Annotated in this window: 19 protein-coding genes; 8 read left to right on the top strand and 11 right to left on the bottom strand. The window is 68.9% G+C overall.

What is annotated here, in order from left to right; all coding sequences use genetic code 11:
• Positions 1–144: 144 nt before the first annotated feature.
• The 6 genes from rpmA to OHA10_RS23000 all read right to left on the bottom strand — a co-directional run bounded on the left by rpmA (position 145) and on the right by OHA10_RS23000 (position 8440).
• Positions 145–405 (bottom strand): 50S ribosomal protein L27, encoded by a 261-nt coding sequence (rpmA, locus tag OHA10_RS23025; protein WP_130381076.1) that lies wholly within the window; start codon positions 403–405, stop codon positions 145–147.
• A gap of 12 nt (positions 406–417) precedes the next feature.
• Entirely contained in the window at positions 418–732 is a 315-nt protein-coding gene (gene rplU / locus OHA10_RS23020; protein WP_371407979.1) for a 50S ribosomal protein L21, read from the bottom strand.
• A 150-nt stretch (positions 733–882) separates the two neighbouring features.
• The gene (locus OHA10_RS23015) at positions 883–4596 is read right to left on the bottom strand and encodes an Rne/Rng family ribonuclease (protein WP_371400828.1); all 3714 of its coding nucleotides are present in this window, start codon (positions 4594–4596) and stop codon (positions 883–885) included.
• Positions 4597–4751: 155 nt separating this feature from the next.
• The gene (locus tag OHA10_RS23010; protein WP_371400827.1) at positions 4752–5579 is read right to left on the bottom strand and encodes a TIGR03936 family radical SAM-associated protein; all 828 of its coding nucleotides are present in this window, start codon (positions 5577–5579) and stop codon (positions 4752–4754) included.
• 18 nt (positions 5580–5597) lie between these two features.
• A complete protein-coding gene (locus tag OHA10_RS23005; protein WP_371400826.1) occupies positions 5598–6098 on the bottom strand; it encodes a DUF1772 domain-containing protein in 501 nt (166 codons plus the stop codon).
• A gap of 101 nt (positions 6099–6199) precedes the next feature.
• Positions 6200–8440, bottom strand: coding sequence for a M64 family metallopeptidase (locus OHA10_RS23000; protein WP_371400825.1), 2241 nt, complete (start codon positions 8438–8440; stop codon positions 6200–6202).
• A gap of 121 nt (positions 8441–8561) precedes the next feature.
• Here OHA10_RS23000 and OHA10_RS22995 point away from each other — a divergent pair, with 121 nt between their 5' ends.
• The 4 genes from OHA10_RS22995 (at position 8562) to OHA10_RS22980 (ending at position 12059) form a co-directional block, all read left to right on the top strand.
• Entirely contained in the window at positions 8562–9056 is a 495-nt protein-coding gene (locus OHA10_RS22995) for a hypothetical protein (RefSeq protein ID WP_371400824.1), read from the top strand.
• A 63-nt stretch (positions 9057–9119) separates the two neighbouring features.
• Positions 9120–9917: a lysophospholipid acyltransferase family protein gene (locus OHA10_RS22990; RefSeq protein ID WP_371400823.1), complete on the top strand. Its 798-nt coding sequence runs from the start codon at positions 9120–9122 to the stop codon at positions 9915–9917.
• 39 nt (positions 9918–9956) lie between these two features.
• Complete coding sequence (locus OHA10_RS22985; RefSeq protein ID WP_371400822.1) at positions 9957–10835, top strand: prephenate dehydratase; 879 nt, start codon at positions 9957–9959, stop codon at positions 10833–10835.
• 249 nt (positions 10836–11084) lie between these two features.
• On the top strand, positions 11085–12059 hold the full coding sequence (locus tag OHA10_RS22980; RefSeq protein WP_371400821.1) for a GNAT family N-acetyltransferase: 975 nt from the start codon (positions 11085–11087) through the stop codon (positions 12057–12059).
• Here OHA10_RS22980 and OHA10_RS22975 read toward each other — a convergent pair.
• Both OHA10_RS22975 and OHA10_RS22970 read right to left on the bottom strand, forming a co-directional pair.
• Positions 12056–12598: a hypothetical protein gene (locus OHA10_RS22975; RefSeq protein WP_371400820.1), complete on the bottom strand. Its 543-nt coding sequence runs from the start codon at positions 12596–12598 to the stop codon at positions 12056–12058. The genes OHA10_RS22980 and OHA10_RS22975 overlap by 4 nt on opposite strands.
• 1 nt (position 12599) lies before the next feature.
• Entirely contained in the window at positions 12600–13205 is a 606-nt protein-coding gene (locus OHA10_RS22970; protein WP_371400819.1) for a DedA family protein, read from the bottom strand.
• Positions 13206–13457: 252 nt separating this feature from the next.
• Here OHA10_RS22970 and OHA10_RS22965 point away from each other — a divergent pair, with 252 nt between their 5' ends.
• The 4 genes from OHA10_RS22965 (at position 13458) to OHA10_RS22950 (ending at position 18719) form a co-directional block, all read left to right on the top strand.
• The gene (locus OHA10_RS22965; protein WP_371400818.1) at positions 13458–15791 is read left to right on the top strand and encodes a M43 family zinc metalloprotease; all 2334 of its coding nucleotides are present in this window, start codon (positions 13458–13460) and stop codon (positions 15789–15791) included.
• 110 nt (positions 15792–15901) lie between these two features.
• The gene (locus OHA10_RS22960; RefSeq protein WP_371400817.1) at positions 15902–16081 is read left to right on the top strand and encodes a hypothetical protein; all 180 of its coding nucleotides are present in this window, start codon (positions 15902–15904) and stop codon (positions 16079–16081) included.
• On the top strand, positions 16078–17394 hold the full coding sequence (locus OHA10_RS22955) for a M20/M25/M40 family metallo-hydrolase (protein ID WP_371400816.1): 1317 nt from the start codon (positions 16078–16080) through the stop codon (positions 17392–17394). The genes OHA10_RS22960 and OHA10_RS22955 overlap by 4 nt, the downstream gene beginning before the upstream one ends.
• A 5-nt stretch (positions 17395–17399) precedes the next feature.
• Entirely contained in the window at positions 17400–18719 is a 1320-nt protein-coding gene (locus OHA10_RS22950; RefSeq protein WP_371400815.1) for an HAD-IA family hydrolase, read from the top strand.
• Here OHA10_RS22950 and OHA10_RS22945 read toward each other — a convergent pair.
• From OHA10_RS22945 to OHA10_RS22935, 3 genes are read right to left on the bottom strand one after another with little or no spacing between them, the layout of a single operon-like run.
• On the bottom strand, positions 18716–20647 hold the full coding sequence (locus OHA10_RS22945; protein WP_371400814.1) for a TIGR03960 family B12-binding radical SAM protein: 1932 nt from the start codon (positions 20645–20647) through the stop codon (positions 18716–18718). The two genes, OHA10_RS22950 and OHA10_RS22945, sit on opposite strands and share 4 nt — an antisense overlap.
• Positions 20648–20684: 37 nt before the next feature.
• A complete protein-coding gene (locus tag OHA10_RS22940; RefSeq protein ID WP_371400813.1) occupies positions 20685–21137 on the bottom strand; it encodes a hypothetical protein in 453 nt (150 codons plus the stop codon).
• Entirely contained in the window at positions 21134–21838 is a 705-nt protein-coding gene (locus OHA10_RS22935) for a hypothetical protein (RefSeq protein ID WP_371400812.1), read from the bottom strand. Before OHA10_RS22935 ends, OHA10_RS22940 begins: the two co-directional genes overlap by 4 nt.
• Positions 21839–21896 lie beyond the last annotated feature (58 nt).

Genomic DNA, 21896 nt, shown 5'->3' with positions numbered 1-21896 from the left:
TTCCTGTCCTCACCCCCGCCCCGAGCGGAGCGAGGATGCTTTTGTTTGTTGCTCTTGTTCTTCTCTTACACAGCAAAAGGGCGGGTCCGCGGTATTCCGCGACCCGCCCTTTTGCAGAGCTTGCTGAACGTCCGGGTGGCGGTGTTACTCCGCCGGGGCCGGGACGATGTTGACGACGCGGCGACCGCGCCGGGTGCCGAACTCCACGTGGCCCTCGGCCAGCGCGAACAGCGTGTCGTCGCCGCCACGGCCGACCAGGTTGCCCGGGTGGAAGTGCGTGCCACGCTGACGGACGATGATCTCGCCGGCGTTGACCAGCTGACCGCCGTACCGCTTCACGCCGAGGCGCTGCGCGTTGGAGTCGCGACCGTTGCGGGTCGAGGCCGCTCCCTTTTTGTGTGCCATTTGGTAATCAGCTCACTTCTTCGCGTCGATCGCGGTGACCTTGACCTGGGTGTAGTGCTGACGGTGCCCCTGGCGCTTGCGGTAACCGGTCTTGTTCTTGTACTTGAGGATGGTGATCTTCGGGCCCTTGGTGCGGCCGAGGACCTCGGCCGACACGGCAACCTTGGCCAGCGCCGCAGCGTCGGTCGTCACGGTGTCGCCATCGACGACCAGGACCGCCGGGAGGGAAACGGTGTCGCCCACCGTGTCCGTCAGGCTGTCGATCTCGATGACATCGCCGACGGCGACCTTCTGCTGGGTGCCGCCACTGCGCACGATCGCGTACACCGTGGATCTCACTCTCTGCTGGTTCGGACAACTTACAAGTATGAACTGGAAGCCGAGAGCCTCACACATTCACACATGGCACAGGTTCGGTGCGCCTCAAGCGCACCGAACCACTAGCTTACAACCCCGGGTCGGCAAACCCGAAATCGGTTAGCTCCCGGTGGTGACGAGCTCGGACGGCTCCGCGCCTTCACCCTCGGTAGCGGTCTTGCTCCGGCTGCGGCTGCTGCGCCGCCGCCGGGTGCTCTTGGTGGCGCCGTTCTGTGCAACATCAGCCGCATCGGCCGCCTCGGCCGGGTCAGCGGCCTCGGTGGCCCCGACCTCGGAGCCTGCCGTCTCGGCACCGGCCGGCGTCTCGGTGATCAGGGTCGTCGCCGCGGAGGACTCCTCCGGGAAGCCGGTCGCCTCGGGGCTCACGTGCTCCTCGTCCGCGGCCGAGACCGGGTAGCCGGTGGGTTCCGGCGTACCGTCACTGTCCTTCTTGACCGTGGCGGCGGCGATCTGCGCGAGCTTCTGGGCGGCGTCGGCGTTGTGCTGCGCGGTCTCGGCCTCGGTGGCCTCCTCCTCGCCGCGGCCCTTGCCCCGGCGGCGGCGCGAGCTCTTCCGGCCGCCCTCCTCCGCCGGCGCGGACTTGCCGTGGTCGTGACCGTTGCCGTTGCTCTGACCGTTGCCGTTGCCGTTGCTGCTGCCGTTGCCGTTGCCCTGGCCGTTGCGGCTGTCGCGGCGGCGGGACTCCTTCGGCTCGTCGTGCAGGATCAGGCCACGGCCACCGCAGTGGTCGCAGTTCTCGCTGAACGCCTCGAGCAGCCCGGTGCCGATCCGCTTGCGGGTCATCTGGACCAGGCCGAGCGAGGTGACCTCGGCCACCTGGTGCTTGGTCCGGTCGCGGCCCAGGCACTCCACCAGCCGGCGCAGGACGAGATCACGGTTCGACTCGAGCACCATGTCGATGAAGTCGATGACGATGATGCCGCCGATGTCGCGGAGCCGGAGCTGGCGGACGATCTCCTCGGCCGCCTCCAGGTTGTTCTTGGTGACGGTCTCCTCGAGGTTGCCCCCGGAGCCGGTGAACTTGCCGGTGTTGACGTCGACGACGGTCATCGCCTCGGTCCGGTCGATGATCAGCGAGCCACCCGACGGCAGCCAGACCTTGCGGTCCAGCGCCTTCTTGATCTGCTCGTCGATCCGGTAGTTCGCGAAGACGTCGCCGTCACCGCTCCACTGCTCGACCCGGTCGGCCAGGTGCGGCGCGACGCCCGCGACGTACTCACGGACCTGCTCGTAAGCACGGTCGCCGGAGATGACCAGCTTTGCGAAGTCCTCGGTGAACAGGTCGCGGACGACGCGGATCAGCAGATCGGGCTCGCCGTACAGCAGCTGCGGGGCCTGGCCGTTCTTCGACTTCTTGTCGATGTCCTCCCAGGCGGACTGCAGGCGGCTGACGTCGGCGGTCAGCTCCTCCTCCGAGGCGCCTTCCGCGGCGGTCCGGACGATCACGCCGGCTTCGTCGGGGACGATGTCCTTGAGGATCGTCTTGAGCCGGTTCCGCTCGGTGTCGGGCAGCTTGCGGCTGATGCCGCCGTTGCCGCCGCGCGGTACGTACACGACGTACCGGCCGGGCAGGCTGATCTGGTTGGTGAGCCGGGCGCCCTTGTGGCCGATCGGGTCCTTGGTCACCTGGACCAGGACCGACTGGCCGGACTTCAGCACCTGCTCGATCTTGCGCGGACCGTTGGCGCCACCAAGGGTCGCCCAGTCCACCTCACCGGCGTACAGGACCGCGTTGCGGCCCTTGCCGATGTCGATGAACGCGGCCTCCATGCTCGGCAGCACGTTCTGCACGCGGCCGAGATAGACGTTGCCGATCAGCGACGTCTGCTCGGCGGTGGTCACGTAGTGCTCGACCAGGACGTTGTCCTCGGAGACCGCGATCTGGGTCAGGTCGTCGCGGGACCGGATCACCATGGTCCGCTCGACCGACTCGCGGCGGGCCAGGAACTCGGCCTCGGTCACGATCGGCGCGCGGCGGCGGCCGGCGGCGCGACCCTCGCGGCGGCGCTGCTTCTTCGCCTCGAGGCGGGTCGAACCCTCGACCGCGGTGATCTCGTTGTTGACCGTCTTGCTGCGCGGCTCACGGACCCGTACGACGGTCTCGTCGGGGTCGTCCGGGGACGCGACGCTGTCTTCGCCCTTGCGGCGACGGCGACGGCGGCGACGCCGGGACGAACTGCCCGCCTCACCGTCCTCGTCGGAGTCAGCCGCGTCGTGGTCGCCGTCCTCGGACGCGTCCGCGTCCTGATCGGCGTCTTGGGTGTCGTGCTCGTCCTCGTCGTCGGACTGGTCGTCGGCGCTGTCGTCCGCACCGTCACCGGACTTGCGACGACGACGCCCACCGCGGCGGCGACGGCGACGGCGAGTCCCCTCGCCACCTTCCTCGCCGTCCTCGGCCTGTACGTCGGTCGCGCCGTCGGACTCCTCGTCCACGTCGGCGTCGGCCGGGGCAAGTGTCGCGGTGCCCGTGCCGTCGGAGCTCGTGCCGTCGGCCCCACTTCCGCCGGTCGTCGCGCCGGCTGCGGCCACAGCGGCGGCCTTCCGGGCGGAGCGGCTGCGGGTCCTGGTGGTGGCCTTCTCGGCGGCCGGCTCGGCGTCGTCGGCGCTCGCAGCCTGCGGCTGGGCGTCGGTGGTCTCTTCGGATGCCTCGGTCTCGCGGGCCTCGGCGTCGCGGTTACGACGGCTACGGCGACGGCGGTTGCCGGTCGGCTGCTCGTCGGCCCCGGGCTCCGGGGTCGCGTCGGAGGTCGCCTCGACCTCAGTCGGCTCGGCCTGCTGGGGTGCGGTCTGCTGAGGGCCGCCGGTCGGCGCCTGGAACAGGACGGCGGCGGGGGCCGCTGCACGCCTGCGCGTACGGCGGGTGCTCGGCTCCTCGGAGGACGCAACCGAGTCGGCACCGTCCGTCGAGGTGCTGGAGGACGCGGCGTCCACCGAACCGTTCGAGGAACCGGCGCTGCTCGAGGGGCCGGCGGAGGTGTTGGACGGGCCGGTGTGGTCCTCGGCGTTGGCGGCGGTCGCCCGCGAGCCGGCGTCGGAGGTGCTCGAGTTGGCGTCAGCGGTGCTCGAATTGGTGTCGGCTCCACGACGCCTGCGGCCGCCCCGGCTGCGGCTCGTCGTGCCCGAGTCTGCGCGGTCGCTGTCGGCGAGGTCGGTGGTGTCGCCGGTCGCGGCGGAGTCGGCGTCGTCCGAGGTGGCGTCGGCGTTCGCGGTGGACTCGGAGGTCTTCGCGGTACGGCGGCGGGACGTGCGCTTGCGAGCGGGAGCGTCCGCGGTCGAGGCGTTCGCCGCGGCGGCATCCGACCTACCGGCGTCCGGCGTACCGGCGTCCGGCGTACTCGCGGCCTCGGCGACCGGGCCGTCGGTGACCGGAGAATCTGCGGACAGCAGATCCGGGGCGGCGGCCTTCTTGGTGGTGCGCTTGCGGGTCGTCTTCTTCGCGGGAGCCGCAGCTGCGGTTTCCGGAGCGTCGTCTGGGACGAACTGCGGGAAGATGTCCTGGTCCGCGGTCGTCTTGGCGGCGCGGGTGGTCTTCTTGGCCGGAGCCTTCGCCGCGGCCTTCTTGGCCGGGGTCTTCTTCGCGGCGGCCTTCTTGGCTGCCGCCTTCTTCACCGGCGCGGGCGCCGGATCGGCGGCCTCGGCGTCGGACTGGGTCGGGACCGCCGTGACGTTGTCGGGGGCGGTCTTCACCGTGCGCTTGCGCGTGGTGGTCTTCTTCGCAGCCGGGGCCTTCTTCGCGGTGCTGCGGGTGGAGGCGGTTGGCTGGGCGGTGGCAGCCGTGTCGGCTGCCTCGGTGGTCGGCTCGTTGTCGAGCATGTAGTGCGGGTCTCCTCAAGCCCTCCGGCGCATCCTGCGACCCCTGTCACGGGTCCGGCGCGGCCACAAGGCGGTCACGGTTCGCCGCGCCCGGCCCGGAAATCTTCCCGGGGCCGCCGCGTGGCGGAAGCCTGCTGGATCCGCTCCGCCCGCGCTCAGGGCACAGAGGGAGCGGCGGCGTCGCCCTCCGCTGTGTGCGTCTGGCGGGGATCTGCCTGGCCGGTCGCGGTCGCCTGGTTGGCGTCGCGGTCACGAGCGAGCGGATCTTCCACCGTGCCGGTGTCCGTGGTGAGCGGGCCCTGGGCGAGCCTGGTCAAAAGAGCCGGGCCCGTCACCGGGAGCGTCGCTACCTCGAGCGCGCCGGCGAGAACGTCGTCGGGTCTCACGGCCGGGGTTCCGTGCCGTAACACCACTTGCAGTATCGCACACGTCTCAACCGACCCCGGTTCACTCGCGACGGTGAGTCGGAGAACGGCAGCCCGACAGTCGAACGAGCGAACCCCCCGCTTGGTCATGCGCTCGACCAGAATTTCCTCCCGCGCCAGGAACGCCTCCACGGCCGCTCCCGCCGTCGCGGGATCCACCCCCGGTAACGCGATCCGCCACTCGCTGGCCTCCAGCTGCTCGGCCAGCGACCCCGGCCCGGCGACGACCACCTCGAGTACGTCGAGACCCGGCGGCAGCGCCTCGTCGAGCGCCGCCCGGACCTCGTCGGCGTCCCGCTCGTGTGTGAGCGATATCTCCAGGTACTCCGCCTCGGAGGCGGCCCCGGTCGGCGCGGCGCCGGCGTACGAGATCTTCGGGTGCGGGCTGAAGCCGTGCGAGAACGCTACCGGCAGCTCGGCCCGCCGTACGGCGCGCTCGAACGCCCGCTGGAAGTCGCGGTGTGAGGTGAATCGCAACCGCCCCCGCTTGGCGAATCTCACCCGCAGTTTCTGGACCGCGGGGAGCTGCTGCGAGGGCGGAGCTTGAACTGGTGCCACGCAGGCATTGTCGCAGGCTCAGGGCTGGGCTGCCGACTTGCCGGTCAGGTAGAGGGCCCAGCCGAGCAGACCGAAGGACACGAGGGCGAGGATCGTGCGGAGCAGGTTGAAGGCGACCCACTTGGACTCGTCGAACGCGGCGCGGGCAGCGGCGACGTCGATCGTGGCCGGATCTCCGGCGGCCTTCAGGGCGTCGTTCAGGGGGACGTTCGCCGCCATCGTGACGATGATCGTGACCAGGTACAGCACGAACGCGACCGCGATCCAGGGCAGCGCCTTCTCCTTCAGGCTGAGCAGTCCGGCCAGCACCGTGAACAGCGCCGCGCCGAGGAAGCCCAGCCCGAGGAAGAGCGGGTTCACGATCGCCCGGTCCACCGCCGTGAACGCGCCGACGAAGGTCTTGTCGTCGGTCTTGGCCAGGCCGGGCATGAACGCGTTCGCGTAGATCGCATAGACGCCGGCCACCAGACCGGTTGTCATCGTGGCCGCCAGCAGGGACGCCACCCGCAGTCCGTTCATCTCACTCCTTCGGTACGGCGGGAACTCCCCGCACCAGAAAAGTTATGAGAACCGCGCTGCCGGGGACATGTCGGCGAAACTCACGTCCATGTCTGCTCGGCTCAGAGCTTCGCGCACTGCCCGGATCGCGGCCCGGACACCTTGTTCGGCGCCTCGAGATCGGTCGGTGCCGGAGCGTTGGCCGCGCAGGCGAGCGGGCCGTTGACGGTGTTTCCGGCCAGGGCCGGAGGTTCGGTGGTCGAGGCGTTGGTGACCGAGACCGGTCCCCGGACCGTGCTCCCGACGAGGACCACACTTCGGCTCACCTGATCGGCGGTGACCGGACCCGCGACGGTGGAGCGAAGAAGTTGCAGGTCGGCGGCCTGATCGGCGCGGACCGGGCCGGACACCCGTGAATCGGTCGCCACGAGGGACGCACCGGCCGCGACCAGGACCGGGCCGTTGACGGTCGCGTCGGTCAGACACGTGACGCCTGAGCGGAGGTACAGCGGGCCGTTGTGCGTGCCGCTGATCGTCGTGGTGCAGGCCGGCGCCGGACGCAGCAGCGTGACAGCGAACCGGCGCGGGCTCGCGATGTTGCCGGTGGCATCGATAGCGCGGTACTCGACCTGATGACGCCCGTACCCGGGCGGTACGACGTCCCACGGCACGACCCGCGGTACGCCGAGCTTGCCGTACACAAGCTGGTCGATCTCGGTCCCCTCGGCCGTGAACTTGAACGGCAGCGACGCGTCCGTCGGCCAGCCGTAGTAGTTGTACCAACCGTCGCCGTCGACGCGGAACTCCGGTACGACGTACCCCGGGCTGTCGTCGGTTGCCGTGAGCCCCATCGTGAATGCGTCGTTGTAGACGTATTCAGGACCGGTCGGCTTCTGCACGGTGAGCAGCGGTTTCGACATGGTCGGCGTCACGACGGCCTCGACTCCGTCGACGGTCCAGGTGAGCGTCTGGACGCCGGTCCGGGCGGTCAGCGTGTGGCGGCCGGTCAGCTTCAGCGGTGCGAGTTCGACGTCGCGGTCATTGCCCGGGTTCGCGACGGTCCGTCCGTCGACCTGCCAGGTGATCGAGGCGTTCGGCTGCGAGGTCTCGGCGTACACGACCTCGTCGGCGCTGACCGGGTGCTCGGTGGAGGTGGATCCGGTGAACGTCGGCGTACCAGTCGAGGGCGGTGCGGTCAGGGTGGTGTCGATGGTCCACGAACGGGCGGCGGTCGGGCGTACGGCGGGATCGCGGATGAACGTGGTCGGGTCGACGATCGTCGCGGTCAGGGTGTGCTTGCCGGCGGTCAGCTGCAGTGTGGAGAGGTCGACGGAGCGGGCGTTCGCGGTCGGCAGCGTCGTACCGTCGACGGCCCACGAGACCGTCAGCTCGTGATCGACCGGATGCAGCGTTTGCAGCCAGACGACCTGGTCTGCGGCGACCTGTCCGACCGGCGTGCTGTCCTGGAACAGATTCGCCTTGGCGGAGAGCCGCTGGGTCATCCGTTCGCGTGACACCTGGTCGAAGTAGTAGCCGAGCGCCTTCATCATCGAGTGCGCGCTGGGCCGCCAGACGCCGGAACCGGCGTACATGCCGCCCTCGTAGCGGCCGATCGTCCCGCCGGACTCCGACGGCTCCCCCAGCCAGCGGTACCACTTCGCGTGCTGGTCGAGCATTTGCTGCTCGGTCAGCAACGTGTGGTGGATCGAGGACGGCTCAGGACCGACGTACGGCGCACCGCGCTCGCCGCGGGCGTAGTAGTCGTACTCGTCCTGCAGTCCGCCGAGCGAGTGGCCGAGCTCGTGCGGCGTGATCAGCGCCGAGAGCGCGTTGCCGCCGGACGCGGTCGCATAGGTCCCGCCCGCTCCGCCGTAGGTGTTGCTGTTGCCGATAGCAAGGATCTGCCGGTTGGCGGAGGTCGTGCCGGGCACCAGATCGGCGTACTGCGTGGCCGCCGCCGAGCTGACCGTCAGCAGGCGCTGGACGCTGCCCGGGTTGCAGCCGCCCCAGAAGCCCATCTGCAGCGGGGTGTCGCGCTGGGGTGAGGTGAGGCCGGGGTCGCAGTCGACGCCGGACTCCGGGGAGGCGATCTCGACGGCGTACACGTTGACGTAGTTCCGGTACGACTTGAACGGCTCGATGCTCCAGAGGATGTTCAGGTGCTTGTCGAGCTGCTCGCGGAACTTCGGTAGCTCGGCCGCGGTGTAGCCGTCGCCCATCACCACCAGGTTGAACCGCGACGCCGCCGGGCCGGTGACCTGGATCGGTACGACGGTCGCGTCCGGGGCCGCCGCTCTGGCCGGGAGTGTGACGAGGACGCCTACGAGAACCGCGAGGACAGCGGTCAGGACCTTGATGCGCATGCTGACTCCCCCACCTGGGCGACGGTGTGGTCAGCAGCTTACGAAGCGGTGCGCCGCGATGTCAGCGGCTTCCGCGTGGCGACCGGGCCCGATGCCCCGGGGGCGGCACTAACTTGCATTCATGACCAATCCAATTGACGACACCATCGCCGTCGAGCGGGAGCGCGTGATGCGTCCGGTGATCCGGCTGGTGGCGATCTACCTCGGCCTGAGCATCCTGATCGCGGTCCTCGTCGCCGTCTTCCACCACAGCGTTCTCAACTACCAGTTCGCCCATGCCCCGAACCACGACTCACCTGATCCCGCTGTCCGGGATCAGGTCCGGACGAGCCTGTCATGGGCCTTGTGGTCGCGGCCGATCACGGCGCTGATCATCCTGCTCGTCTACCTGCGCATCATCAAAGGGCTGCGGCACGGCAAGCGTTCGTCGTACCGGCGGATCCGGATCGTGGCGATCGTGGTGACCGTACTCAACGTGTACTACATCGCGTCCGGCCAGAATCCGGTCTGGATGAGCATCGGCCAGGGCCTGCAGATCGTCGTACTGATCACCACCTTCGTCCTCGCCAACCGCCCCGACGTCAAGGCACACTTCAGGCCGGCCCAGGGCGATTGATCCCGATCCGGGGTGCCGTACGGCATCATGAAGGTTCGGGGAACGCGTGAGGAAAGGACACCGATGACGGAACCGGCACAGTCGCCGCGGCGGGAGCCGGACCCTGCGGTCGTGGATGCCGGCGACGGCGACGGCAAGGGCATCTACTGGGTGCTGAAGAACGTGCTGGTCGGACCGCCGGTGAAGCGCATCTTCCGGCCGATCGTGGTCGGCGCCGAGAACATCCCGGAGACCGGCGCGGCGATCATCGCGAGCAACCACCTCTCGTACTCCGACTGGATCTTCATGCCGCTGGCACTGCGCCGCCGGGTCACGTTCGTCGCGAAGTCCGACTACTTCACCGGGGCCGGGATCAAGGGGCGGTTCCAGCGCGGGTTCTTCAAGGGCACCGGGCAGGTGCCGATCGACCGGTCCGGCGGGTCGGCGTCCGAGGGCGCGATGCGGGCCGGGATGAAGGTGCTCGAGCGTGGCGAACTGTTCGGGATCTACCCGGAGGGCACCCGGTCGCACGACGGTCGGCTCTACAAGGGACGGACGGGCGTGGCCCGGCTCGCGCTGGAGGCCAAGGTGCCGGTGATCCCGTGCGGGGTGATCGGGACCGATGTGGTCGCGCCGCCCGGGAAGGTGGTCGCGTCGTTCGCGTCGCCGACGGTGAAGTTCGGTGAGCCGCTGGACTTCTCGCGGTACGAAGGGATGGAGAGCGATCGGCTCATCCTGCGGGCCGTCACCGACGAGATCATGTACAAGATCATGGAGCTGTCGGGGCAGGAGTACATCGACATGTACGCCACCAAGGCCAAGGCACTCGAGGGTCGCGCGGTCACCGGGGCGCCGGAGAAAGTCCGTAAGACGGACACCTGATCCGGCTGGTGAGATGTTCGGGGTCTAGGCTGGTAGATCGTGGACGGACCGATTGCTTATCAGGGTGAGCCAGGCGCGAATTCGGCGATGGCGTGCACCGAGATGTTCCCGGACCGCGAGCAGCTGCCTTGTACGACGTTCGAGGACGCGCTCGAGGCGGTGAGCAGCGGGCGCGCCGGGCTGGCGATGATCCCGGTCGACAACTCGATCGCCGGCCGGGTCGCGGACATCCACCACCTGCTGCCGGAGTCCGGGCTGCACATCGTCGGCGAGTACTTCCTGCCGATCCACTTCCAGCTGCTGGCCACCCCTGGTACGACGCTCGACCAGATCAGGACCGTCCGCAGCCACGTGCACGCGCTCGGGCAGTGCCGGAAGATCATCCGCGAACACGGGTGGTCGACTGTCGTTGCGGATGACACGGCCGGGGCGGCTCGTGAGGTGGCCGAGCTGGGTGACCCGACGGTTGCGTCGCTGTCGCCGCGGGCGGCTGCTGAGCTCTACGGGCTGGAGACCCTCGCGTCCGATGTCGAGGACGAGCACCACAACACCACCCGCTTCCTGGTCCTGTCCCGCGAGCCCGAGGTCCCGCCGGTTGGGTCCGGTCCGGTCATCACGAGCTTCGTGTACCGCGTGCGGAACGTGTCGGCGGCGCTCTACAAGGCGCTCGGTGGGTTCGCCACGAACAGCGTGAACATGACCAAGCTGGAGTCGTACCAGCTGGGCGGCATGTTCTTCGCCACCCAGTTCTACGCAGACATCGAAGGACATCCCGAGGAGCCGAACGTCGCCCTGGCCCTCGAAGAACTCGCCTTCTTCTCCGTCGAGGTCCGCCTCCTCGGCGTCTACCCAGCCCACCCCTTCCGCACCTCCATCGCCGAACCGGCAGCCAACCGAGCCCTCCGCCCCCACCACTAGCCCGCCGACCACTAGTCGCCCGCGCCCACCTGGCCGCCGTCGGCCGGCCGCGACCGTGGCTGCCCCGCCGCCTGTTTCCCCCGGCGCCCGCACGAGACGGGTTCACCCATCCCGTTGTGGGTTCACCACCGTGACTCCGGGCCGGGAACCCACCACGCGATAGGTAAACCCATCCCGTGGACCTGACGGCAGACAGTCGCGGGATGGGAATTCGCGGCGGCCGCTGTGTCGTGTGTCTAGGGTGCTGGGGTGGAGTTTGTGGATGTTGACGGGCGGGATGTCGAGGCGTTCCGGCGGTTCTACGAGGTGAAGTTCGGGGTTCGGCGGGAGGAGCTGGAGTTCCCGGTCGGGTTGGGGCGCGAAGAGGCTCGGGTTTTGATGGCGGGGACTCATGCTGATGTGCGGGCTGAGGGAATCGGGCTGGTGGACGGCGACGACTGGCTCGGGGTGGCGTGGCTGGATTGGTGGTTGGTGGGGAACACCGACACGGTTGATGTCGAGCTGGCGGTTGTGCCGGAGTACCGGCGGCGTGGGGTTGCGACCAGGTTGCTGGACGCCGCTGTCGAGCGGGCACGGGCCGAGGGGCGGCGGATTGTCTCGGGGACCAACGTGGCCGGCGATCCGGTGACAGGAGAGAGTGCGGGGACGGCGTTTGCCCGGGCGCGGGGGTTCGAGAAGAAGCATTCGGAGCTGCATCAGGTGGTCGAGCTGCCGATCGACGTGACGGCGCTGGAGCGTCCGGTGGACGGGTACGAGCTGGTGCAGTGGCGGGAGCAGGTGCCGGACGAGTGGCTCGACCAGTTTGTCGAGCTGTTGAGTGGGATGAGTGAGGACGTGCCGACCGGGGATCGGACGGACGAGCCCGTGCGGTGGACACCGGAGTTGGTGCGCGACGCGGAGGCCCGGCGCGTGGCTCAGGGACGGTTCACCTACACCACAGCCGCCGTACACACCGAGTCCGGCGAGCTCGCGGCGTACACGCAGATGGGCGGTACGCCGGAGACCCCGGAACGCCTCAACCAGTACGACACCTACGTACGCCGTACCCACCGCGGCAACGGACTCGGGATCGCCGTCAAAGCACCGAACCTGCGGGCGATCCAATCCGGTCGCGCGGTGCTCCACACCTGGAACGCGCCGGAGAACGCCCCGATGATCGCGGTCAACGCCAAGCTCGGCTTCCGTCCGGTCGCGCAACGCACGATCTGGGAGCGGGTCCTCTAGCCGAAGGTCCAGTCCGGATGTTTGGTCTCGAGGACCGATCGGTGGCCGGCCCAATCGGCCGACGGCAACGCGGCGACGTCCAGTAGGGTCGGTCGGCCGGACCGGAGCTCGTAGCCCCAGGTGAAGGCGGCGATCGGTACGGCGTGACGGGAGCGGATCACGTCCGGGACGACGGCGAGGAACGTGTCGGCGCGCCACGTGCCGTCGGGGTGATCCGGGTTCGCGGGTGCGTCGAAGAACGTCGGTAGGTAGCCGTACGCGTAGAACGGGTCGGTGGCGTCCAGGTTCGGAGCGAGATCGACCGAGACGTCGGAGCCGCGCCGGACGACCTGGATCCAGCCCATGATCGCGTTGATGCCGTGCCCGTGGTACCTGATCGACGCCGTGCAGATCGGGAAGCCGCGGAACGCCTCGGCGTTCAGATCGGGTACGACGAGTTGGTGCCCGGACGCCCACGGGTCGTCGTTCGGCACCACGCGGACCGAGATCAAACCACGATGAGCACGCACCTCGAACGGGACCGACTTCTCACGCTGCATGTCAATCCTCCGAGGTGTGCCGACGGACCCGCCAGACCACGATCGCGACCACGACGACAGCGGCGACGACCAGGGCGGCGAGGCGGCCGAAGGTCTTCTCGACCTTCGTGTACGAGTTGCCGGCAAGGTACCCGACGAGGACGACCGCGGTCCCCCAGACGATCCCGCCCGCGGCGTTGAAACTGACGAACTTCAGGTAGCGCATCCCGGAAGCGCCCGCGAGCGCCGGCATCGTGGCCCGGAAGAACGCCACGAACCGCGCCAGGAAGACGGCCGTACCGCCCCGCCCGGCGAGTTGTCTGCGCGCGGCGTCCAGCCGACCGGCCCGCCGTTGCAGGAACCGGCTCGCCAGGAGCCGCGGCCCGAAGTGCCGACCGACCTCGTACCCGATGGTGTCGCCGAGGACGGCGGCACCGATCACGACCGCCAGGACCGCTGCGAGCGAGGCATGGCCGAGCGCCGCCGCCACACCCCCCAGCACGGCCGCGGTCTCACCCGGCAGCACGAACCCGACGAACAAAGCGTCCTCGGCGAACACGAGCAGGCCCACCACGGCGTAGACAGCCAAGCCGTGCAGCCCGAGCAACCAGTCGGTCAGCCGATTCACCCGCACGTCCCATCTGTTCCACGCCGGTCGGTAAATCCGAGGCTACCCAGATCCGAAAGTCTTGCCACGAAGGGTTGTGTGGGCGAGGTGATCGGAGCAAGGTGAAACGCAGAACAGTGACTTGGGGGCCGACTGTTCGGTGGGGGAAGGCGGTAGGGACCGTCTTCGGTCGAGGGGTGCGCTGGGGGTGAATCTTCTCGGTTCGGCGCGCGTACGCCGACCTGCCCGTGCGCCCCCGCGGAAGGGGGAGAGATGCCGAGGAAGGCCAACGGGCGAGCGGACAAGCACCGGGACGACTACCGGATGCCGGGTGAGGCACCGGCGACGGAGCAGAACGGGCACGCCGCGAACGGACAGCCCGCGGCAGACGGCATGCCGATGACCGGGTCACCGGCGTCGAGCAGTACGACGATGAGCGGCGGCGGATCACCCGCAGCAGACATGAGCGGCGGCGGGTCGCCTGCGGCCGACATGGGCGGCGGCGGATCACCCGCAGCTGACATGAGCGGCGGCGGATCGCCTGCCGGTGCGGGGATGACAGGCGGAGGGCAGGCCAGTGGTGCCGGTATGAGCGGCGCCACAACTGACACCGGCGGGCGGACGGAGTTCCCCACGCGCAGACAGTGCGGCGTGATGGATGTGCACCGGCGGCTGCTGTCGACCGACCCGACGTACGCCGCGGCGCGGTCGGCGCTGGAGACCGCGACGATGGACTACGTCTCCGGCGAGGACCGTTTCACCGGGGTCGCTCGCATCCCGTGTGTCGTCCACGTCGTCTGGAACACGAACGCGCAGAACATCTCGCAGGCGCAGATCGACAGCCAGATCGACGTACTGAACCGCGACTACCGCGCCACCAACCCGGACACCAGCATCGTGCCGGGCGTGTTCAGCGGACTGATCGCGGACAGCAGGGTCGAGTTCTTCCTGGCGACCGAGGACCCGAACGGGAACCCGACGACCGGTGTCACCCGGACCCAGACCAGTACGGCGAGCTTCGGCACCGACGACAAGGTGAAGTCGTCGGCGACCGGCGGCATCGACCCGTGGGACACCGCGCACTACCTGAACATCTGGGTGTGCCAGCTCGGCGGCGGTCTGCTCGGGTACGCACAGTTCCCGGGCGGTCCGGCGAACACCGACGGTGTGGTCATCCTGCACAGCGGGTTCGGCACGAACGGTACGGCGGCGGCGCCGTTCGACCTCGGCCGGACGACGACGCACGAGGTCGGGCACTACCTGAACCTGTTCCACATCTGGGGCGACGACGGCAGCGGCTGCAGCGGCACCGACGAGTGCGCCGACACCCCGAACGCGGCCGGCCCGAACTTCGGCGTACCGACGTTCCCGCATGTGACGTGTAGCAACGGGCCGAACGGCGACCTGTTCTACGACTACATGGACTACACCGACGACCGCGGCATGGTCATGTTCACCACCGACCAGGTGACGCGGATGCACGCGACGCTGGACACCGCCCGCAAGGACCTGCCGGTCCTGAGCTCGGGCGGCACGCCGGAACCGGCCGGCTCGGTGGTGTCGTGGGGCGCGAACCGGCTGGACGCGTTCGTGCTCGGCACCGACCTGGCGATGTATCACAAGTGGTGGAACGGATCGTCCTGGGGACCGTCCGTCGCCGGCTACGAGTACATGGGTGGTATCTGTATGAGCGCTCCTGAAGTCGCGTCCTGGGGCCCGAACCGGCTCGACGCGTTCGTCCTCGGCACCGACCACGCGATGTACCACAAGTGGTGGGACGGCTCGAACTGGGGACCGTCCGTCACCGGGTACGAGTACCTCGGCGGCGTCTGCATGAGCCCGCCGCGGTTGGCGACCTGGGGTCCTGACCGGCTGGACGCGTTCGTCCTCGGCACGGACCGGGCGCTGTACCACAAGTGGTGGGACGGCTCGTCCTGGAACGGCTACGAGTACCTCGGCGGGATCTGCATGAGCTCGCCCGAAGTCGTTGCCTGGGGCCCCGATCGGCTCGACGTGTTCGTGCTGGGCACGGACAACGCGGTCTACCACAAGTGGTGGGACGGCTCGAACTGGGGACCGTCGGCGACCGGGTACGAGTACCTCGGCGGCGTCTGTGCCTCCCCGCCGCGCGTGGTGGCGTGGGGCGAGAACCGGCTCGACCTGTTCGTCATCGGCACCGACTCGGCGCTCTACCACAAGTGGTGGGACGGCTCGTCGTGGAGCGGGTACGAGTACATGGGCGGCGTGTGTACGACGGCGCCGAGCGTGGTCTCGTGGGGCTCCGACCGGCTCGACGTGTTCCTGCTCGGAACCGACTCCGCTCTCTACCACAAGTGGTGGGACGGATCCTCCTGGGGACCGAGCGTCACGGGATACGAGTACATGGGCGGGATCTGCACCGACGAGCCGCGCGTGGTCTCGTGGGACACCAACCGGCTGGACGTGTTCGTCACCGGCACCGACAAGCAGCTGTATCACAAGTGGTGGGACGGATCGGCCTGGGGACCATCCGTCACCGGGTACGAACCGCTCGGCGGGATCATCAGCGATTTCAAGCTGACCGTTCCCGACTCCCCCGCCTCGATCGGACAGGCGGTGAAGATCTGACCACCACGCCGACCGGACGCTGGACGCATTCCTTCGAGGAGGACCACGACGGGATCAGCGTCTACCGTCGCGACGACTTCGCCTTCCCGCCGGCCCGTGGCCGGCGGGGGGTGGAGTTCCGCCCGGACGGGACGTTCGTGCCGCTGCAGATCGGCCGCGGCGACGCCCCCTCCCCCGGGCCGCCGGGGCGCTGGGACCCGGCCGGACGGCTGCATCTGCCGGACGGGACCGGGCGGATCGTGTCCTCGGCGCCCGATCGACTCGAGATTGCTTGGCAGGACCAACAATGAATGTGCGCTATCTGGTCGTACCGACCGCGGATGCCGCCGGCGGCGCCCGGTCGGCACGGTTCGGGGACAAGACCCTCCTCTGGGTCCCGGCCGAACAACGCCTCGGCCGGGCCTCCCGGACCGTTCCCGGTCTGCTGCTCGTCACGCAGGTGGGCCGGAGTTTCCAGGACGAGTACCCCGATGTCACGCCGCTGCTCGATCACGGCCGGCATCTGGTCATCTCGTCGGCCGACAAGCCGCGTCGGCGGTCCAACCACCACTGGCGGATCGAAGCGCTCCGCCCGAACACGACGGTCGTCGACCACGAGACGGCCGTCGCGGCCCGGGTCGATCCGGACATCGCGGACCTGGTCGGCGAGGTGTCCACGACGTCGTACCAGAGCGACCTGACCTGGCTGGCGAGTCTGCCGACCAGGCATTCGCTGAGTACGACGTTCACGCAGGCGATGGACTTCGCATCCGATCGAATGGTTGCCCTTGGCTACCAAGTGAGCCGGGGACCGATCACCGTCGGGGCGGGCCATTCGGCGAATCTGGTCGGCGATCGCACCGGTGTCGGCGTTGACCGCAAGCTGGTGATCGTCACCGCTCACCTGGACTCGATCAACATCGCGGGCGGTCCGGCCGCGCCGGCTCCGGGGGCGGACGACAACGGCAGCGGCTCGGCCGGCGTACTCGAACTCGGCCGTCTGCTGTCGACACGCAGTTGGCAGCATGACGTCCGGCTGATCCTGTTCGGTGGCGAGGAAGAGGGGCTGTTCGGCAGCAAGCAGTACGTCGCCGCGCTGCCGCCGGCGGAGCGGTCGCGGGTCCGCGCCGTACTCAACATGGACATGATCGGGACCATGAACACCGCGACACCCGGCGTACTGCTGGAGGGAGCGGCGGTGTCGTCGAGTCAGATCGCGGATCTCGCTGCGGCGGGCGCGACGTACACGGGGTTGAAGGTCGAGACGTCGCTGAATCCGTTCGCCAGCGATCATGTCCCGTTCATCAACGCTGGTATACCAGCGGTTCTGACGATCGAGGGCGGGGACAGCGCGAACGGGCATATCCACTCCGCCAACGACACGTTGAACTTCATCGACTGGTCGCTGGCCACGGCGATCCTCCGGATGAACATCGCCGCCCTGGCCGGCTGGCTCGAACCAGCCGCCGTACAACGCCGTCCGCAGCCGGCGGGCTCGGTGGTCTCGTGGGGGCCGGGCCGGATCGACGTCTTTGCGGTCGGCATGGATTCCGCCGTACACCACAAGGCGTACGACGGAAGCTGGAGCGACTTCGAGTCGCTAGGAGGTGTTGTCCTAAGCTGACAGGTATGTGGAGCCCGAATGCGCGTGACGTTGGCGGACTTCCGACCCGGTACGGCGTACCGACGCGAGCGCGGGCTCTGCTCCGCAGTGAGTGCATTGACGCGGCCGGCCTGCCTGAATTCGAAACCGTCGCCGCCGGACTGGTGCTCGATCTGCGCTCCGATTGGGAGTTGAAGCAACCACATCCGCTGGCCGGAGATTCGGTATACCAGCGGATCCCGTGGATCGACCCGGCGGCCGAGGCGACTCGCGATCCGGCCGCCGAGCCGCGGCTGGTCGACGTCTACCGCAACAGCCTGGCCCGCAACGCGGCCCACGTCGGCAGAATCTTCACCGCGATCGCCGAGGCCCCGGCGGATCGGCCGGTCGTCGTGCACTGCAAGGCCGGCAAAGACCGGACCGGGCTGACGGTCGCGATCCTGCTCGACCTGGTCGGCGTACCCCGCCCGGACATCGCCGCGGACTACGCGATCAGCGAGACGAACCTCGGTCTGCAGGACGCGCCCGCCTTCTCCCGGTCCCACCCGGACACGATCCTCGGGTCGCTCTCGTACCTCGACGAGCGGTTCGGTGGGGTCCGTGGGTATCTCGCCTGGCTCGGGCTGAGCGAGACGCAGATCCATCGGCTGGCGACGCGGCTGGTGCCGACGGACGTGCAGGCGGTCGTGTTCGACTTCGACGGTCTGCTGATGGACACCGAGACGACGATGGTCGAGAGCTGGCAGACCGAGTGGGCATACCACGGTCTCGAGCTCGACCTCGACGGCTTCTGGCCGGGTCACGGCGGCGACGTGAGCGACGACCGGTACGCCGTACTCGCGGCAGCGGTCGGGGCCGGATTCGACCGGGCCGAGAGTCATGCCCGGCGGCTCGCCCACCGGGACCGGATGCATGCTGAGCTCGACTTCCGCCCCGGCATCCGTGCTTGGATCTCGTCAGCCCACGAGCTCGGGCTCCGCGTCGCGATCGCGAGCAGCTCCCCCCGGAGCTGGGTCGTCGGTCACCTCAAGCGGGTCGACGCGGTCGAACTCTTCGACGAGATCGTCACCGGCGACGAGGTGGACACCCACAAGCCCGACCCGGCCATCTACCAGCTCGCGCTCCAGCGGGTCGGCGTACCCGCGATCGCCGTCGAGGACACACCCCACGGCGTCGCAGCAGCCCAGGCGGCAGGCATGTTCGCAGTCGCCGTCCCCAACCCGTACGTCACCCCGGACGCGGTCGCCACCGCCGACCTCGTCCTGAGCAGCGCTGACGACCTACTGCTCACCGACCTGCTCTTGTCGGCAGCATCGAAAGGTTCGGCGGCGGAGTACCGCAGCTAGACGACGGACAGTGGGAGTAGTTTCTTGCCGGTTGGGCCGATTTGGATTTCGGTGCCCATCTGGGGGCAGACGCCGCAGTCGAAGCAGGGGGTCCAGCGGCAGTCCTCGACCTCGATCGCGCCGTCTTCCTCGAGTGAGTCCTGCCAGTCCTCCCACAGCCAGTCCCGGTCCAGGCCCGAGTCCAGGTGGTCCCAGGGCAGTACTTCGGCGTACTCGCGCTCGCGCGTCGTGTACCAGGCGAGGTCGACCGGCTCGTCCGCCAGCGCCTTCTCGGTGGACTCGACCCAGCGGTCGTACGAGAAGTGCTCGCTCCAGCCGTCGAACCGGCCGCCGTCGCGCCAGACCGCCTCGATCACGCGGCCGACGCGGCGGTCGCCGCGGGACAGCAGGCCTTCGATGATGCCCGGCTTGCCGTCGTGGTACCGGAAACCGATCGCCTTGGCGTACTTCTTCTCCGATCGGATCGCCGCACCCAGCTTGGCCAGCCGGGCGTCGGTCTCCTCGACGCCGAGCTGCGACGCCCACTGGAACGGCGTGTGCGGCTTCGGCACGAACCCGCCGATCGACACGGTGCAGCGGATGTCGTTGCGGCCGGAGACCTCACGGCCCGTCGCGATCACCTTCTTCGCCAGGTCCGCGATCGCGAGCACGTCCTCGTCGGTCTCGGTCGGCAGACCGCACATGAAGTACAGCTTCACCTGCCGCCAGCCGTGGCTGTACGCCGCCGCGACGGTCCGGATCAGGTCCTCCTCGGTGACCATCTTGTTGATCACCTTGCGCATCCGGTCCGACCCGCCCTCGGGCGCGAACGTCAGCCCGCTGCGCCGGCCGTTGCGGGAGAACTCGTTCGCCAGCGTGATGTTGAACGCGTCGACCCTTGTCGAAGGCAACGACAGCGAGACGTTGCTGCCCTCGTACCGGTCACCGAGGCCCTTCGCCACGTCCGCGATCTCGCTGTGGTCGGCACTCGACAGACTGAGCAGGCCGACCTCCTCGAACCCGGTCTGTTTGAGCCCGTTGTCGACCATGTCGCCGATCGTGGTGATGCTGCGCTCACGCACCGGGCGGGTGATCATGCCCGCCTGGCAGAACCGGCAGCCACGCGTGCAGCCGCGGAAGATCTCGACCGAGAACCGTTCGTGCACGGTCTCGGCCAGCGGCACCAGCGGCTTCTTCGGGTACGGCCAGGCGTCGAGGTCCATGACCGTGTGCTTCGCCGTCCGGAACGGAACGCCCTGCCGGTTGGGGATGACGCGCTGGATCCGGCCGTCCGGCAGATAGTCGACGCTGAAGAACTTCGGGATGTACACGCCGCCGGACTTCGCCAGCCGGAGCAGTACTTCGTCGCGCCCGCCCGGGCGGCCCTCGTCCTTCCACTCCCGGATCACCTCGGAGATCGCGAGCACGATCTCCTCGCCGTCACCGAGCACCGCGGCGTCGATGAAGTCCGCGATCGGCTCCGGATTGAACGCGGCATGGCCGCCGGCGAGCACGATCGGGTCCTCGTCGGTGCGGTCGACAGCGTGCAACGGGATGCCCGCCAGGTCGAGCGCGGTGAGCATGTTCGTGTACCCGAGCTCGGTCGAGAACGACAGCCCGAACACGTCGAACGCCCGGACCGGCCGATGCGAGTCCAGCGTGAACTGCGGGATCGCGTTGTCCCGCATGATCTGCTCCATGTCCGGCCAGACGGAGTACGTCCGCTCGGCAAGGATGTGGTCGCGCTCGTTCAGCACCTCGTACAGGATCTGCACGCCCTGGTTGGGCAGGCCGACCTCGTACGCGTCCGGGTACATCAGCGCCCAGCGGACGCTGACCGCATCCCACTCCTTGCTGACCGAGTTCAGCTCACCTCCGACATACTGGATCGGCTTCTGCACACTCGGCAGCAACGCCTCCAGGCGCGGGAACAGCGATTCGACAGTCATCGGGCACTTCCGGTAGGGGAGCAGAGCGCCTACCAGACTAACGCTGCCGCTGCCCTACGCCGGAATCGAACGCGGTCCGGACCAGATAGCGGTAGTCGTCCACGCAGTCTGCGACCGCGCTCTCGAACTGCTCGTCGGTGGTGATCCCGGCCCGGTAGAGCTCCACCTCCTGCAGCAATCGATTCCCGAGCTCCGACGGTGGGTGGAACTCCGCGATCCGGCTCTGGAGCGCGATGGCGCGGTCCCGGGTCACCTGCCGCCGGGCCTCGCGGTCACGCCGCTCCCGCCGCGGCGCGAGCCGGGCTTCGACCACCTTCCGTACTCCGAGCGCGAACGAGGCGGCGATGATCGCGACGTACCCCGGCGGCAGGAATCCGACGATGTCGAGGCCGGCATCGAGTGCGAACGCGAGCGGCCCGGTCAGCAGTACGACCGCGAGATCGACCGGCGACGAGGCCCGATCCAGCAGCTTCCCCAGGTCATCGATCACCGGGGGCGCACCTGTCGCCATAGATCGTCCCGAATATCCCGGACGACCGACTCGGGTACGCGGTCGGCCATCCGTGTGAAGAGCCGCAACTGACTCGCCAGCGGCTCCGGACGAATGGGCGTGTGCAGGAGGGTCGCCGCAGAAGGGCGGTCGGAGCGCGTGATCAGGTATCGCAGGAGGTCGCGGATGACGTGGTCGGCCTCGCCCCGCGGCAGGCGTCCGATGGTCACCAGCAGCTCCCTGAAGACCGCGTTGATCTCCGCGGGCGAGGCCATCGGCCCGACCTGCTTCGGCTTCGTCGTACGGAGCTGCTCAGCGGCCATCCACGAGAGGTCGACGAAGCCCGCACCCTGCGCCGCCTCGCTCGCGTACGCCTGGAGGGCGGCCATGGGCAGGAATCGACGCGAGCTCGGAGTCGGGCGCGACTTGCGCCTCCGTCCCGCGGCGATCGACGCAAAGGCGAAGACGAAGAACAGCACCAGGAGGGCGCCGGCGGCCACGAAGAAGGCTGTGACAGCACTCCGGCTCGAAGCGACCGAATCGGCCACGAAGAAGGCGAGGAGGCCGGCGACCATGACAGGACCGATCAGGCTGGACGACGTACGCCGCCGGCGCTCCGTGCCGAACGTCGTCGCGTAGTCGGCCAGCTCGAGATCCGCCTGACCTGCCGACCGCGCGAATGGCTGATCGTGCACGCTCACGCATCGTCCCCTCTCTCGGTCGCCCCATTGTTCCTGCTCGCGGTGGGCTGCATCCAGA

Origin of the sequence: Kribbella sp. NBC_00662, assembly GCF_041430295.1 — a bacterium.
In the GTDB taxonomy this organism is placed as follows: domain Bacteria; phylum Actinomycetota; class Actinomycetes; order Propionibacteriales; family Kribbellaceae; genus Kribbella.
Note: the sequence above shows the minus strand (reverse complement) of the source record. Positions and strands in the feature narration are given on the sequence as shown.